Below are 15,886 nucleotides of genomic sequence, written 5' to 3'. Positions count from 1 at the left end.
ACACCAATTGTAGAGATTTGTTGGAATTTTTGTTGTTTATTAGGCACTAAAAGACGGTATAATCTAATATGAGCTGACAATTCCATCTTCCCCTTGCCCCTATAATCACTTGACACTATCATTCACTGGACCCGGAATTCCATCAACCGTCATTCATCAACTATAATAAATAATCCTAAACCAAAGGAGTGGATTTGTATGAAAATCAAAGCAGGCAGCTGGGCTATGCTAAGCAAACAGGACAAAATGTTTATTCTGAAAGCCATCAGTGATCGATCAAGAATGAAATATGTTTCATGAGAAGTAGCTCTTTTCGGCAATACATGAGAGCATTGCCTCTCCCTTTTCAATAAAACGAACTCGATCCTGAAAAAGGAGAGGAATCTATTTAAACCGATAATCCCATAACAAACAGCATTCGCCTTTTTCTGTGAAAACATAGCTATCTTGTTCAAGATAAACACCACAATGCGAGAATTGAAGACCTGTGTAACTGGAATTTCATAGGCCGTTTTATGCTGCCCTCCAACCTTATCCAGAATCCAGTTCTTCATATTCTTAAGTATCGGCCTGCAAATCATACTGAAAGGACTTCACATTCATATGCTGTAAAAATACATGTGACCGATTTTGCACATAATCTGCACGATTCGGAAATCGAAGCTTTATTTTAGAACTTAACAAATCCCAGGACTTCCCGAACTCCGCCTCACTTTCATCACGCGCTTTTTGAACCGATCGAAAAAAAAGAATGATACAAACTCCTGCAGCTAACACCCCGAGAATAGCCGTCAATTCTCCTCATACTCATCGCCCTCACAGGTTATCATTCATTTATATATAAATGAAAACGATAAAAAAGAAGCATGTTTTAAACATGCTCCTTTAGTATATGTAACGGAAATGATTTCTTAAATTCATTGACGCCTTCTCCTTCGAAACCAGAAAAGAGAAAAGAAGATTCCCAGCAAACCGCCAAACGTGTCCGTGATAACATCCACAAAGGGACACGGCCACCGGTTAGTTTTTGATGCAGATCATCTGCACTAAAAGGCAACATATAAGAGCCCCTGAAAACGATAGAATAACATTCTATACAAAACTGCACCAAACAACACCCAACGTCAATAAGCCCGGGAAGAAGTATCTACGAATCATATACTATCAGGATGTTCAATGATCCCGCTTAATTTCTCCTTAATCTCTTCCACAAGTTCATTTACAGAAACATCTTGTCCAGACTCACCCTTAGCAAAAGTGTCTTTTAAAATATCAAAAAAATCCATGCGAAATTCCCACTCCAATATATAATTGAGCCACCATTTCATACTGTTGTCCTAATCCTTTTTTCAAAAATAAGGAATATAGCTCATTTATTTGATAATCACATATAAAGCGGGAATTGGCAAGCAGAAACTAGTTTAAAAACCAAAAATTTACCCAATTTTAACATTTCTGAAATATCCCTTAGGAATGAATACTAGTAAGTTTTAGGTAAATAGTGTGGGTATAAAAAAAACAAAAAAAGGACCGATCCCTCAGCCCCTTCGATAAACCGTATATTATGCTTGTCCCATAAAATATGTCATTAATGCAATTAAAACTAATGTAATGGTAATATAAGTCCCAATAAAAATTTTCTTGCTTCTTTGTTTCTTTTCATAAACTTCCTCGAACGTAATGAACCTGTTTTTTGTCATCAAATAATCTCCTTCTATTTTGATGGCAGCTATCTGACATCGCCTTTTGCGAAGTCCCTTTGCTTGATCTCTATATGTAGTATCGGCACATAACCAAAAATATTTAAGTATTATTAACTATTTTTTTATAGGCTATATTTCTTAGATCTGTAGAAAGTAACGACTAACGTATTATGTACTTTAACTAAATTCTATAATCTTCTGTTAAATCCTGCCTAGGTATCGTTTTAATATCTAAATTTGTTAAGCGCTTACTTTATAAAATTCATTATTATTTTTATCCATCCGCAAAATGATAACCATAACGGTACACTGAATAAAGTTCCCCATATTAACCCCTTTATAAAAGCACAAGGTACATCCATAATAAAAATCCCTCTCATTTAGGTTGCATTTTTAACATTGTCCCCTTGTTCTTTATTTCAGATACCTTTTACGGTAATAAAAATAAAAAAAGAAGACTGTATAACAGCCTTCCCTAACGTATTTTTTCATTTTACTTTGATGAACTCTCGCACTTCTTCAATAGATAATCCTAAATTTTTAGCTTCCAAAATTAGATAAACCCATTCTTCTCGTTCATTGTTAGCTTCCATGATAATTCCCACCCAACTTGTGGTAAAACAGCCGTCTTAGCATTTAGCCTTAGACCTGTAATTTTGCGTCCCTACTTTTCAATAGGTTTGCCTTTCTCAAGAATATTTCACAAAACTCTTCGATTCCCATGTAAACCATTATGCCTTAAAAAAATTTCCCCTTAATTAAAACTATATTAATGTTAATTATACTTAAAAAAGTAATAATAGCTCTTAATACTATTCGTTTTTTTATGTCATTTTTCAACACAATTCATCAAAAAGTGACATTATAATGTAAAAACACTGGTAGAATGCGATTTCTTTAAAACAATTTTATTAAAAGCAGGGATATAATCGCTATTATAATCTAGTATTTACTATTCCACAAAAGTAATCTTCGAATCAAGTAGGCTAAGTGATTCATTATTAATTTTTCTCCCCTAAGAAAAAAAGCCAGCATTACAAACCCTAAAATGGCTGTAACCTGACTCTCGTTAACTTCCTATTTATACTCTTGATTCCATTTGGATACCTAATAAATTGCTAAACATCCCTCTTTTTTCATTTGCTAACTGGTTATATTCACCGACCTGAATGATTTCTCCCTGATCCATGACCAGCACTTGATCGGCATTGCGAATCGTCGATAATCGGTGAGCTATGACGATGATGGTCATTTTTCCTTTTAATCTTTCAATAGCGGATTGAATCTTCGCTTCGTTCTCCGTATCCAATGCACTTGTAGCTTCATCCAAAACAAGGATAGACGGTTTGCGTAAGATCGCTCTGGCTAATACTAGACGTTGCCTTTCTCCTCCTGACAGTCGGACACCCCGATCACCAATGAGTGTATCCAGACCTTGTGGAAGCTTACTGACAAAATCAGCAGCTGCCGCGAACTCCAAAGACTCCCATATGGATTCATCACTTGCCTCAGGGTCAATGATCAGCAGATTTTCCCTTATTGTTGAATTAAAGAGAAATGGATCTTGCGGGATATAACTTATGGACCTCCGCAGCGATAATAGGCGGTCATTAGTAAGGGGAATATCATCTATTCTGACTTCACCTCTATTAGGATGATTCAATCCCATTAATATATCTATTAAGGTGCTTTTTCCGGCACCCGATCTGCCGACAATAGCCGTCATACGGTTTGAGGGAATGTGTATGCTTATATTTTTAAGGGCATAATTGCGCTCATTTTGATCATAACTAAAATAAACATTACGGCAATCTAACCCTCTTATAATTTCAATAGACTTGATATTTTTATAATCAGATTCATATAACTCTCTTGCTTCTCTACATTCGTTTTGTAAATCCGACAATGCTTTAAAAGATGGTAGTGTAGACCCTATTTGCTCTAAATTGGATTGAATGCTAGTAAACCTTGGCCATAACCTCGAAAAAATAACCATTATCAGCATTAATTGTGCTGGCTGGGCCATGAACATCTTTATTGAAAAAAACACAAAAATGGCAATTAAGACTGAAGATACAATTTTGAAGATCATCTGGGAGGTAGTATTTAAAATCGTTAACTTGATTCTATTTTTTTCCATTTTTCCACTTAAAGATAGAAACCAATTCAAATGAGATTCCTCTAGTGAATTACTTTTGATATCTTTCATTCCGTTGAGATGATCAGTCATACCCGCTAAATAGGTTTGTGTTAGCTGAAAGGTTTCCTTTCCAATAGACTGAGACTTTTTAACAAACTTCCGTGAAGAAAAAATAAGAATGATCCCAAAGGCTATTATAAAACTCGTCATTGGAACAGATAAATAAAAAGCTATTCCGATTTGAATTAAAGTAAAAATAAGAGAAGATATAAACTGTAAAAATAAATTTATCCCTGCACTTACATTGAAGGTTTCATTTGTCATGATGTTGATAATATCGGATTTCCTCTTTTTTAAGTAAAATCCCCAATTGACCTGCAGCAGACTTCCATACGCCTCATTCCTTAACTTTTTAACAAAACCTTGTTGGATTTTAACTCCCAAGATTGTTTGATTCCGCTTAAATATACTTTGTCCTGTCATTAATATCACATAAACACCAAGTATTAATAAAAGACTGAGCGTCTCCGGAATTCCTGTGAATAATTCATTAATCCAGCTTAAGAAAGGAATGTCATCCGTTTTTATGTCCATTACACCGGTCACCCCAATCAATGGGATCAATAAGAAAATTCCTACCCCTTCTAAAAAGCCTATTAAAATCATACAAATAAGATTGATATATAGTATTTTCCCGGAATAATCATGTATTTGTTTCGTAAAAAGTAAAAGATGCTTCATAACCATATCCTCCATTTACAGGCCATATTTAATCGTTTTCCTCCATGTTACTAGTGATAAAGCGCGAAAATGGAAGGAAAGGTATTGGGTATCCACTTTTCTAAGATTATTATTCACAATGAAGATAGTAAGGGGGGGATGGTGATGCGTAGACTCCTTGATTAATCTTGAGGGTTTATTTAGTTATGTTTTCAGGTTATTAACCAGATTCTTGTTCTTTCAGTCCTCTAACTCCGTTCTTTTTAGAGAACTTAGAAACAACAGTGAACCTATCCATCACTTCAGCTCCGGTTATATAAAAAGGTCCACTGCGTAGCCAAGCATGTGCAATGAGTCCTCCATTCTCATCTTTGGCTGTACCTAAATAAAGAGTGCTATCAATCTTTCGTTTTTCCAGCATCTTCATAGCCGCAATTGCCTTTACAAGACACTGGCTTTCCCATATGGTGTAGCGGCTCATCATATTTACAGCCCGGGAAACATTTGCTAAAATCTCTTTATTCTCTGCATTCAATTCATATGAAGACTCTTTCATCTGTTCACCAAGTGTTGGGGCAACTTTTGAAAAGGAAATGCTTTTAAGATAACGGGCCCAGCCTAAATGTAAAAAGGCTTCGATATACAGCAGCTTTGTCTTTAAATCTAATCGAAGAAAAGTCTGAGCTTTCTTTACGATAGTCATTGTTTTAGCCTCCTAGACTAAAGATTCATGATACTAGGAATGGATGCTAACTATGCCTTGTTCTAACAATTGTTTTAAAAAGTCAGTGACATGTGCCTGACAATCAGCTTGATCGACATTGTATTGTGACTGTAATGTTGCAACTAACTCTTGAATCGTGATGGGTTCCTTCATTAACTCCCAAATTTCCCCGCCCAGTTCACCTAAATTATAATATTTTCCGTTTGAAACGCTTAGCATGACTTTTTCCCCGTCCATGTCACTTACTATGTTTCCTGGGCTTTGGCTATATTTCGTATCAAGTTGATTAATAATCATGAACTCTTTCCTCCCTATTTAACACGTTTAAAATTATTTCCGATAAGTCTGGCGCAGTGAAACGGTTTGTTGGCCTACGTAATTGGAAAAACTCGATTTTCTTAATCATTTTGGCAGAAGTATTAAAATGCCAGTCCATCAATCCAGATTTTTGTATAAAAAAATTACGGTATGTATGATGATACAATTTGTAAAATCTTTGAAGAGATGATATTGGCTTAATTTCTATCTCGGCATTTTCACTCTTGATCAATTCAAATACACCAGCAAGCGGGAGTTGTTCGGTAATAAACTGACTTTGAACAGGAACAGCGAATTTATCTTCTCTAACAATAAGTGGCTGATAGTTATTTGAATCCATTTCAAAATGATTTAAGCTTTCCAGCCATAATTTTTGTTGTGGATATGATGGTGTTACAATTGGTATATTTTCATTATTTAGTGTTACTGGTATGACATCATCACTCATGAGCTTATAGCCCCTTTTTAAAAAAGCTGATGCAAGAGTGGATTTCCCAGCGCCAGAATCACCTACGATTGCATATGCCTTTCCATCTATGGCTACCGCACTTCCATGTATAGGAAGGATTTTTCTTTGCATCAAAATTCCACCCATGCATGTTCCGAGAATATAAAGACGAATCTCATCCTCTTGTGCCGCATCAATTGGGCAAAATTCTATTCTATTTCCGCTTTGGATCAAGAAAATGGCCGTCTTGGAAACATGGAACATAATCCAGTCTTCCTTAATGACAAAATCATCATCAGGAACTGAATGCTCCGACCATAATGTATGTAGATCCGCTTTTTCAATAACAATATCCGTTTTATCATCCACTATATTAATAGGAAGCAATTCAGGCAAAGCTATATCACTTGAAACGGTTAAACCATACGCTTCATAAATAGTTCTTGTTTTGATACCGATCATATAATTATCACCACTTTATCAATAATTCATCCGCTTATTCTAATTACATATTTGAATAGAGAGGTACTTCTTTTATTTTAGATAAAGACCCCTATTAACCAACTCCAATTAGGGGTCAATTTTTGCAACTTAATATGTATATTTTCTTCTAAGTTGAGTGCACAAAAAATTTCATAACAAATTAACTTTCGTTTAACTAAAAGTTACTTTACCCTTAGGAGTATCATTTGGAAATGCAGCATCAGTATACTCACCATCAGCTCCAAGCATTGTCATATTTACATCAAGAACTTCTAATTCTGGTTTCTTCCATTCTTTTTTCATATTAATCACCTCCTTTTAATCAAACTGTTTTAAAAATCTAAAAACAATTAAACTGCGCATTAAAAACTTATAATCAGGATCAGTAGCATATTCTGGCTTAGCTCCTTCTTTTATCTTTATAAGAGCTTTGTTTATCACTTGACCATCTAAAAATTCTAAAACTTTCTTATCTGTACTAAGTTGCTCAATCTCTTCTATAAATTCGCCCCATTTAGGGACCATACGGTGAACCCAATCAGCTCCTTGGACACCCCTGTACTGCTGATTTAGTCTCACTTTATCTGGTAAGTAATTTTCTGTGGAGTTTCGAATAAGTGCACGATCCATGCCATTTTGTACATATTGATCCTCTGGAAGAGATAAACAAAAACGAATTACACGTATATCATTGGTCGGATCTCGTTTCCACAACTTGTATCGTAAGGAGAGCTTTGAGGAAAGTGTACTCCCTGAATTCCATTGAAAGACATCTTCAAAGTGCTTTTTTCTTTCATTAAAAACATTAGAATTTGAATACCATCCAGTTTGATCAATTCCGTATTCTTTAAATTTGTCATATACGCCCGTCTTTTCTGCGAAGCAAGGATTTATTAAGGAAGGAATTTTATATGGAACACCTTCTGGAAAGATTCGATCAATAATTGGAAATCCAATTCTTGCAATAGTTTGCACCTGGCGTCGTCTAGACCCACCCACGTTTTTCCGATACTGGTCTAACTCTTGATAAAGGCGAATCAACTTTAATCTTTTTAAAAGGAGAGAGTAATACTCTAAGGGAAATCCCCATGAAATTGAAAAGTTACCTCTATCACCATTAAGTAATACCCCTATGTCATTCTCATTTGCCTTTTCAAACATCCCCTTCAACCAAAAGGAATTTTCAAAGAACTTATATGGCATTTCCATGATGTCAAGAAAATCTTTAATTTCAGAATAGGAGTCTTTTCCCTTAAAGTCACAATAATGATCTGTAATACTCCCAACATACTCAACTGTAGATGTAATGAAAGGTCGCTCATCTGCTAATAAGTATTTAGGAGTAAAGTCTTTAAAATCTTCGGGAGGAATATAGCTATATGTATGTAGTTTATTATTTTCACTTTGTAGCTTCTTTATAGCAAAGCCAACAACAGCTCCTGAATCTAAGCCTCCACTCAATTGTGCGCCAACTTTTCGATGTGTCCTTAATCGAGAAGTTACAGCCTCCAGAAAGACACTTTGAAATGCTTCGATATATTCTTCATTTGACTTTAGTTTTAGTCTTTTCCCTTGAGTTAAATAGGAATACCTTTTTAACGTCAGCTTATTTTTCTCAATCGTCATGCTATGAGATGGTGGTATCTGATTTATATATTTATAAGGCGTTATTGTAGAATCTACAGCATCAATCATTCCGGATATAGCCAAAAATTCAGCCAACCACTGCTCATTTAATTTTTTTTCAATAAATGGTAGCGACAAAAGGGGGTCTATAGTAGTACAAAAGGCAAATTTCTGATGATTTTGGTGGTAGTAAAGCGTCCTGCTACCTGAGAAGTCTCTTGCCCCAAACATCTTCTCTCTTTTTTCATCCCAAATCACAAAAGCAAAATCTCCTACTAAGAACTTAGGGGCTTCTTCCTCCCACTTATAGTAAGAAAGTAAAATCAGTTCACTATCAGTCATGCCTTTTTGATGCATTGGTTTTATTTGCAACATCTGAAATAATTCTTCACGATTATCAATAATAGCATCAGCAGTGATTGTACACCGCCTTTCAAAATCGTAAAACGGGAGCTGTTCACCCACAGATTCGGGAGTAATCCATTGAGCGTGACAACCGAGAAAAACCTTATCTGAATGCCATATTTGGATAGAATCAGCAGGATATTTTTGTAAACCCGTCATCATATTTCGACACTGCTGAAGATTTACAGGCTCTTCATTCAAATGATAAATACCGGTTATAGCACTCATGTTTTCCCCCTGTTTGTTTTGTTATGTATGGTTTTTGATAAATATTTTTTAAAATCCACTATATACACAATTTAAGAGAGACCATAGAGTATTATTACTTTATCTTTCTCCTGCGTTGGTTCATTACCTTGATGAAAATACTTCTATCATCTGACTTAAAAAATTTCACCCCAACTAACTTTAAAGGTGTCCATACTTCTTTCATTAGAAATAGAGGCATTTATATTCATCCTTTCCTTTTTAGGCAACTACCTTGTCTTATTTGTATCCTTACTAATTGGATAAAAGGCTTCTCTCAAGTATGTTTCCATATTTTCACCCGAACACCACAAAGAACTTTTTGTTCTTTATAACGAATTATATAAGCTAAAATTACCACCTATTTATTCCTATGTCAACAATATTTTTTCTTATTCATATATGTAAAAGTCCGTAATAAAATGAACTAATACTTTTCTACATTTAACCTTTCTTAAATGGAAATCAAATTATATCCTCCATTTTTTAGAAGTACTTTACAAATGTATGGAAGAACCCAAAGTAAACAGGTACTGATTCATTAAATAACTAACAAACTTTTAAACACTACTACATGATATTATTCAAAATTTTTTTCAAACACATTTTTTTGTTATACATTAAACAAGAAAATCCAACAATATTTTCTTCTCCAAAAAAACTCTCATCCAACACAGATCGTATATTAAACAACCCCATATGGAAGTAAAATTCTATTTTTTTTGCAATCTCATATGGGGTTAATCTTTATCAGGACTTCCTTGTCTTTCTCCAGAATATTAAAAAGGGACGCAAAGGAAAATATAAAAAGTAAAGGGATTTAGGTAACATCAATGTTTCCATATCCGAAGAATTTGGCTTTAATACTTTTGCAATAAAAATAATTTTCTGAATATTCGTCTTTACTGAATATTCGTAAAGATTAACATAGAACACCTTTTTAAGACTCGTCTTTTTTATAAATGGATGATACTTATTGTAATTAGCCAATGCATCTCTTGACGACTGGTAAATATTTTTATGACCCATTTCAACAATATAAAATAATGCCAACTCTGCTAGTTTTCTTGAACGTTTTTCTTTTGTTAATGGTAGATTCTCCTTATGAATTGGAGTCTCAAATAACTGAGAAGCTAATATAAGTGCTTGTCCTATTAAATGAAGTTGATATTTTTTTTGAAATAAGTAATTTTCTTTTGTAATATTACTTTTCCGAATGATTTGATTAATGTCTGCTAACCATCGAAGACGAAACCACCCATGTTTGGCACCATGATTAACAAGGTAAAAAAACAAATCTTCATTTCCAAAGAGATAAACGGGATAGCTTGTGAGTAAACTAATCCTTTTCCGTTTCCATAATTCATCAAAGCTTGGCTCTTTTGCGGGAGGACGATAGAGTCTCCAATGAATTTCAATCTGGACATTCTTTTGAGTATGATAATATGATACGTGATGGCTCCCCCATTCCCTTTTTATTGAATTAGGTGTAATTCCCTCTTTTTCATAACCACAATTCAATAAAAGTTCTTCTGATTTTTCAAGATCAGTTATGGGAACTAGAATATCTAAATCTTTAGAAGTCCTTAAGGAAATATCTCCGTAAATATCAGCAGCAATTGCCGGACCTTTCAAGAAAAGGAGGCGAATGTTACTTTCAGTAAATAATTTACTTACTCGTTCCATTTCCCCGCTTAAGTGAAGCATTTGAAACGTATTTTCTTTGTACTCTTGATACAAGGTTTCAATAACATATAAAGGAATTAATTCTACATCTATCTTATTTAACTTTAAATATACTAATGGATATATTCGATGGTGCCTCGCCAATTCGAGGAATAACTCCCAATCAATATCTATAAAATGTTTTTCTTTAATTGGCTCTGTATCTTTTTTATTTTCCATATTAATAATTTGAAGTAATAATCTTAATTCCTTCGACATAATAGACAAGTCAATATTATAAAATTCCCCCATTATCCTGTCCTCCTCTACTCTTTTTCACCAAAGCTTTCCATATATAAAAAAATCTGCTGTATTTTTTTGAATGTTTATTTTTGATTTATAAGGATGTTCCTTGGAAATAACTAAAAACACATATAAAGTCCAACTCAAAATTTGTAAGATTTTCAAGGAAGGTTAATAATTCACTAATGGTGTATAAAGCTATTAGAATGAACGATACACATTAAATTTTCAATAAAAGATAATAAAAGATATTGATACATAATCTAAATTGTTAATGGATAAAGTAACTGGATTTTTAATTTAACTGGCGCTCTACAGTGAATTATAAAATAAGAAAAAGCAAAGTTAACGACCTTATCCTCTCGATACATTTGTTATATTCACTGCTTGGAGTATCTATTTTCTTAAAAACTATTACGATTTTTCATACTACCTTCCCTTATAAAATATTATTTACTTTTAAGATTATCATAGCAGAATAAATAAATAGTCTTGATACTTATCTAGTAAATCCCCAAAAAACATTTAGGTACATAGTAATGCATATGGTAATTTAAACTGGTGTAATTTTAATTGGTTTGATTACAGAGATTTACCTGTCAGCTTCAGATTCTCTCAAATCAAGAGTATATAGATTCATTCTTCAGCAATAATACCTATACTTTTAATTATAACAAAACTATTATATTCTGTTAAACATGACTTCGCATTGTTAAAAGCGAAACAAAAAAGACAAAGAGCAATTCAATAACTCTCTGTCTCTATTAATCTTATGAGAAATTTCGAGTGGTGACAGGCACCCAAACCGAAATTCAAAGATGTATTTCATTATCTGTCCTTCACAATCTTTCAAATTATACAAAAATCTTCCTATAATATTCCACATACCAATTTACAAACTTTTGCAAACCCTCTTCAATCGAAGTTTCCGGCTTAAATCCGACAGCCTTCTGCAGCAAATCAGTAGAAGCATAAGTGGCAGGGACATCTCCAGGTTTGATTGGCTCGAAAACCTTATTAAATTCCACCTCTTTACCTAAAGCATTACTTAAACATTTCTCCAAAGTTTCAATGAAAACCATCAACTTTTCAGGATTGTTGTTTCCAATGTTAAATACTTTGTGAGGAACAGCATTTTCTTCAACTGAAGGATTGGAAAGAAGCCGCTCAATTCCCTCCACTATGTCATCAATGTAGGTGAAGTCTCTATATAGATCATTTTCAAAATCACCATTATTAAAGATTTTAATTGGTTCATCAGCAAAATACTTATCAGTAAATCCAAAGTAGGCCATATCCGGTCTTCCCATAGGGCCATAAACCGTAAAGAAACGGAGTCCAGTTGCTGGAATATTATATAGATGACTATATGTATGGGCCATCAATTCATTTGATTTCTTAGTCGATGCATAGAGTGATACAGGATTGTCCACAAAATCCGTTTCTTCAAATGGAACCTTTTTGTTAGCTCCATAAACAGAACTCGATGATGCGTATACAAGATGGTCCACAGGATTGTGCCTGCACGCTTCAAGGATGTTGTAAAAACCGATGATATTACTTTGAATGTACACATCCGGATTCTCGATCGAATATCGAACTCCCGCTTGGGCAGCCAGATTTACTACAATATTAGGTTTATACTCTTCAAAGATATTAGTAATGACCGCTTTGTCGGAAATATCACCTGTGATAAAGGTAAATTTCTCATAAGGTTTAAGTTGCTCCAAACGAGCATATTTAAGCTTTACATCATAGTAATTATTTATATTATCAACACCAATCACATTACAGCCTTGTTCTAATAGTTTCCTTGATAAGAAAAAACCGATGAAACCTGCCGCTCCAGTTATTAGGTATGTTTTACTAGGATCTAGGGATTTGTAATTCAACTTGTTTCGACTCCTTTATAGCTTCTCTACTTGCAGATTTTCTTCCAATGGAGTGATACTCTACCCCTGATTTTTGCATTTCTTCAACATTATAGATATTTCTTCCGTCATATACTAAAGGAGTCCTCATCAACTTTTTATATGTTTCAGGAGTTAATGCTTTCACTTCTCCCCATTCAGTAAAAATAAAACAGACATTTGCACTTTCTAAGGCATGTTCTATATTCGCAACATACGTGATACTGCCTTTACCATTCTTACCTTCTGGATACATTTTAGCAAAATTCTCTGCTCCAACAGGATCAAAAGCATAGATATCGGCACCTTGCTCTAATAATAATGGCACATTCTCAAGAGATGCAGCTTCTCTTAAATCGTCAGTACCAGGCTTAAAAGTCAATCCTAGCACGGCTACTTTCAGTCCGTTAAATGTAATCAGTCTTTTACTAGCTTTTTTATATAGCATCGTCTTTTGGTCCTTATTCACATCAATAGCAGCTTTGACTGTTTTAAGTTCATAACCATTTTGTCTTGCCAGATACTCCAATGCTTTAGTATCCTTTGGAAAACATGAACCGCCATAACCTATACCCGCATTTAAAAACTTGCTTCCAATACGGTTATCGAAGCTCATCCCTCTTGCTACATCCTGAATATCCGCGCCAACAAGTTCACAAAGATTGGCGATATCATTCATATAAGAAATTTTAAGGGCCAGAAAATCATTAGAGGCATACTTGATCATTTCTGCGGACCTTCTATTGACTGAAACAACAGGTAAATGAAACGGTTCATAGATATTCTGCATGAGTTCTTCAGCCCATTTACTTTCCGTTCCGATAATGATCCGTTCGGCATGTAATGTATCATGTACAGCAGAACCTTGTGCCAAGAATTCCGGGTTCGATACAACTTCCACTTTTACATCATTAACTAAAAAGTCTTGGATAAACTGCTCGACTTTATCATTCGTTCCAACCGGGACCGTTGATTTCACAACGACTAAACAGTCCTTTTCCACCGATTCAGCAATTTGCCTTGCAACAGTTGCGATATAAGAAAGATTGGCAGAACCATCTGATTGCTCTGGAGTACCGACACCGATAAAGATCGCATCAGCATCCTTATAGGCTGATTTATAATCAGTTGTATAATCAATCCTTCCACCAGCATAATTCTTCTGCATTAAAACTTCTAAATCAGCTTCATAGATAGGAGAAATCCCAGATTTCATTACGTTTACTTTATTTTCATCTATATCAACACAGGTCACTTGATGACCAACTTCGGCAAAACATACACCTGCCACCAAACCGACATAACCTGTTCCGGCTACTGCTATTTTGTTCATAATAACGCCATCCTTTATTAGGTATTCTTATCATAATCTTCAAAAGAATCTACTTCTATATTTTAATAAGTTGCAAATGAGAGATATTTCGTATTTAGTTTAAGGATAAGCGAAGACAGAGGAAACAACAATTGGAAGTAAGAATTTTATTACCACTTTATTTACATTAAGTTATATAATAATTGAATAAAATAATACATTCTGTGTATAAAATAGATATATAAATGTTACAATAAAATTAAATTGTTAATAATTTCAAATTATGCATATTTTTATTCATCTTATAGTCTACTATTATGAAGTGCATTTAGGTTTTATTTTTAATCATTCTTTTTACAATGTGTCCTAGGTTTTTTAAATCCTGATAATACAATATATAATTGATTAAAAGAGTTACAAAAAAAGTTATTGTTGTTATCTGGATTGCGAATATTAGCCAATTAACGTAGTTATTTAAATTTATTGTTGGAATTAATCTAATGATAATCAAGCTAACTACAACTGAAGATAAACTAACAAGAATTCTTTTAATTGATTCTAATATTCTTCTACCTAAAATGTTTTTTGAAAGATAAAGGATATACTGAAACGTTCTAAAAAGCATTGCACATAAAGCTCCAATCGCAACACCTAAGAGTCCAAAAAAATTAACCAAAACAATTGACAGCACAATATTAATTATCGCCTCAATAAAAGCACCATTCCTTGTTTGCCTAAAATGTCCAGCTGCTATTACTACAGAATGATACGGTAATCTAATACAATATGCAGCTCCAGCTGCTACTAATACATACGCAAAAAGCGGTCGAATGTAACTTACATCAGTAATACCTCTTGTATAAATTGAGATAAAGGGAAGTATTAACATAGCACCACTTGTAAAGAATACTGTTGTAATGAAAAAAGATACAAACTCAAAAGTCCTGAAATTTGTATTAAGAGCTTTTCTTTCTCCATTTGCAATCATATTTCCAAAAGCAGCTTCTATTCCTGAGGAAAAAGTAGTTGTAATATTCCTAATCCCCGCTACAATCATCATATATATAGAATAGACTGATACTTCTTTAAGGTTTGTAAATAGTGTCAATACAACAATGCCAGTATTATTATTTATAAAATATGAAATATGGTGCGCAAGACCATCCCATTTTTGACTAAGTGCATTTTTGTCAGCTTGAATATCTTTAATTATTTTGTACTTACGCTTCACATATATATTTAGAACTAAGGGTCTAGCAATAAAAACCGCTGCACTAAATAATTTAACCAAATGAATACTTGTACCTACATTAATTAAAACAACTATTATTACTGTATTAATAACAACTGTTAATATTTGTAATACAGAAGTGAAATATAGTCTTTGATCAGCCTGTAACAATAATTGATAGGCTATTCCAAAAAAATATTGAGCGAAAGTTCCTATGCCAATTATAAAAACTAAGGTAATTATATAAATATCATCAAACTCACTACTAACTAATTTGGGAAAACCTATAGCAACTATTATCAAGTAACCGATAAGTATATACGCTATTATTTTAAAAAACTTTTCTGCTGACTTCACTATTCTACTAATCGTAATCTTATCTTTATTTGCTAACGGTTTATATAACGCTGCTCTAACTACACCACCAACACCTGCTTCAAGCAAAGCAATATATCCCAAAAATTGAGTAATCGAGATAATAATTCCATTAACCTCTGATCCATATGTTCTAATAATAAGTATTGGTATTATAAAGCCACATATGATTGTTGTTAGTTGCAACAGAAGTGATGAAATAATATTGGCTAACGCTTTTTTACTTCTCATTGGTACACTTCGCTCCTAGTTATATTGGCTGTTTTTAACTACTGGT

At 33.7% G+C, this 15,886-nt stretch carries 16 protein-coding genes and 1 riboswitch; all 16 genes read right to left on the bottom strand.

Annotation, left to right across the window (positions count from 1 at the left end; translation table 11 throughout):
* Positions 1–149: 149 nt before the first annotated feature.
* The 16 genes from ACSR9O_RS08055 to ACSR9O_RS07980 all read right to left on the bottom strand — a co-directional run bounded on the left by ACSR9O_RS08055 (position 150) and on the right by ACSR9O_RS07980 (position 15,840).
* Positions 150–554 (bottom strand): hypothetical protein, encoded by a 405-nt coding sequence (locus ACSR9O_RS08055; RefSeq protein WP_491724269.1) that lies wholly within the window; start codon positions 552–554, stop codon positions 150–152.
* Between the two features lie 4 nt (positions 555–558).
* Positions 559–795, bottom strand: a complete 237-nt coding sequence (locus ACSR9O_RS08050; RefSeq protein WP_491724268.1) for a hypothetical protein — start codon at positions 793–795, stop codon at positions 559–561.
* 76 nt (positions 796–871) lie between these two features.
* The gene (locus ACSR9O_RS08045; RefSeq protein ID WP_491724267.1) at positions 872–1,060 is read right to left on the bottom strand and encodes a hypothetical protein; all 189 of its coding nucleotides are present in this window, start codon (positions 1,058–1,060) and stop codon (positions 872–874) included.
* Between the two features lie 94 nt (positions 1,061–1,154).
* On the bottom strand, positions 1,155–1,286 hold the full coding sequence (locus ACSR9O_RS08040) for a YwzD family small protein (protein ID WP_260358157.1): 132 nt from the start codon (positions 1,284–1,286) through the stop codon (positions 1,155–1,157).
* A gap of 276 nt (positions 1,287–1,562) precedes the next feature.
* Positions 1,563–1,700 (bottom strand): hypothetical protein, encoded by a 138-nt coding sequence (locus tag ACSR9O_RS08035; protein ID WP_459734933.1) that lies wholly within the window; start codon positions 1,698–1,700, stop codon positions 1,563–1,565.
* 491 nt (positions 1,701–2,191) lie between these two features.
* The gene (locus ACSR9O_RS08030; protein WP_491724266.1) at positions 2,192–2,296 is read right to left on the bottom strand and encodes an anti-repressor SinI family protein; all 105 of its coding nucleotides are present in this window, start codon (positions 2,294–2,296) and stop codon (positions 2,192–2,194) included.
* An 18-nt stretch (positions 2,297–2,314) separates the two neighbouring features.
* Positions 2,315–2,398, bottom strand: a riboswitch (cyclic di-GMP riboswitch).
* A gap of 386 nt (positions 2,399–2,784) precedes the next feature.
* Positions 2,785–4,584 carry an ABC transporter ATP-binding protein gene (locus tag ACSR9O_RS08025; protein WP_491724265.1) on the bottom strand — a complete coding sequence of 600 codons (1,800 nt, stop codon included), beginning with the start codon at positions 4,582–4,584 and terminating at the stop codon, positions 2,785–2,787.
* Between the two features lie 199 nt (positions 4,585–4,783).
* A complete protein-coding gene (locus tag ACSR9O_RS08020; RefSeq protein ID WP_491724264.1) occupies positions 4,784–5,266 on the bottom strand; it encodes a lasso peptide biosynthesis B2 protein in 483 nt (160 codons plus the stop codon).
* Positions 5,267–5,299: 33 nt separating this feature from the next.
* On the bottom strand, positions 5,300–5,584 hold the full coding sequence (locus ACSR9O_RS08015; protein ID WP_491724263.1) for a lasso peptide biosynthesis PqqD family chaperone: 285 nt from the start codon (positions 5,582–5,584) through the stop codon (positions 5,300–5,302).
* Positions 5,574–6,515, bottom strand: coding sequence for an HPr kinase/phosphorylase (locus ACSR9O_RS08010; RefSeq protein WP_491724262.1), 942 nt, complete (start codon positions 6,513–6,515; stop codon positions 5,574–5,576). The genes ACSR9O_RS08015 and ACSR9O_RS08010 overlap by 11 nt, the downstream gene beginning before the upstream one ends.
* A gap of 192 nt (positions 6,516–6,707) precedes the next feature.
* Positions 6,708–6,839 carry a paeninodin family lasso peptide gene (locus ACSR9O_RS08005; RefSeq protein WP_491724261.1) on the bottom strand — a complete coding sequence of 44 codons (132 nt, stop codon included), beginning with the start codon at positions 6,837–6,839 and terminating at the stop codon, positions 6,708–6,710.
* A 15-nt stretch (positions 6,840–6,854) separates the two neighbouring features.
* Positions 6,855–8,795 carry an asparagine synthase-related protein gene (locus ACSR9O_RS08000; RefSeq protein ID WP_491724260.1) on the bottom strand — a complete coding sequence of 647 codons (1,941 nt, stop codon included), beginning with the start codon at positions 8,793–8,795 and terminating at the stop codon, positions 6,855–6,857.
* Positions 8,796–9,563: 768 nt separating this feature from the next.
* Positions 9,564–10,790 (bottom strand): nucleotidyltransferase domain-containing protein, encoded by a 1,227-nt coding sequence (locus ACSR9O_RS07995; protein WP_491724259.1) that lies wholly within the window; start codon positions 10,788–10,790, stop codon positions 9,564–9,566.
* A gap of 845 nt (positions 10,791–11,635) precedes the next feature.
* Positions 11,636–12,673 (bottom strand): GDP-mannose 4,6-dehydratase, encoded by a 1,038-nt coding sequence (locus ACSR9O_RS07990; protein WP_491724258.1) that lies wholly within the window; start codon positions 12,671–12,673, stop codon positions 11,636–11,638.
* Positions 12,648–14,024, bottom strand: a complete 1,377-nt coding sequence (locus ACSR9O_RS07985; protein WP_491724257.1) for a UDP-glucose dehydrogenase family protein — start codon at positions 14,022–14,024, stop codon at positions 12,648–12,650. The genes ACSR9O_RS07990 and ACSR9O_RS07985 overlap by 26 nt, the downstream gene beginning before the upstream one ends.
* Positions 14,025–14,331: 307 nt before the next feature.
* The gene (locus ACSR9O_RS07980; protein WP_491724256.1) at positions 14,332–15,840 is read right to left on the bottom strand and encodes a lipopolysaccharide biosynthesis protein; all 1,509 of its coding nucleotides are present in this window, start codon (positions 15,838–15,840) and stop codon (positions 14,332–14,334) included.
* Between the last annotated feature and the right edge of the window lie 46 nt (positions 15,841–15,886).

The sequence above is a fragment of the Peribacillus sp. B65 genome, from assembly GCF_058513295.1.
The sequence above is the reverse complement of the archived record's forward strand: the minus strand, read 5'-3'. Positions and strand labels throughout refer to the sequence as shown.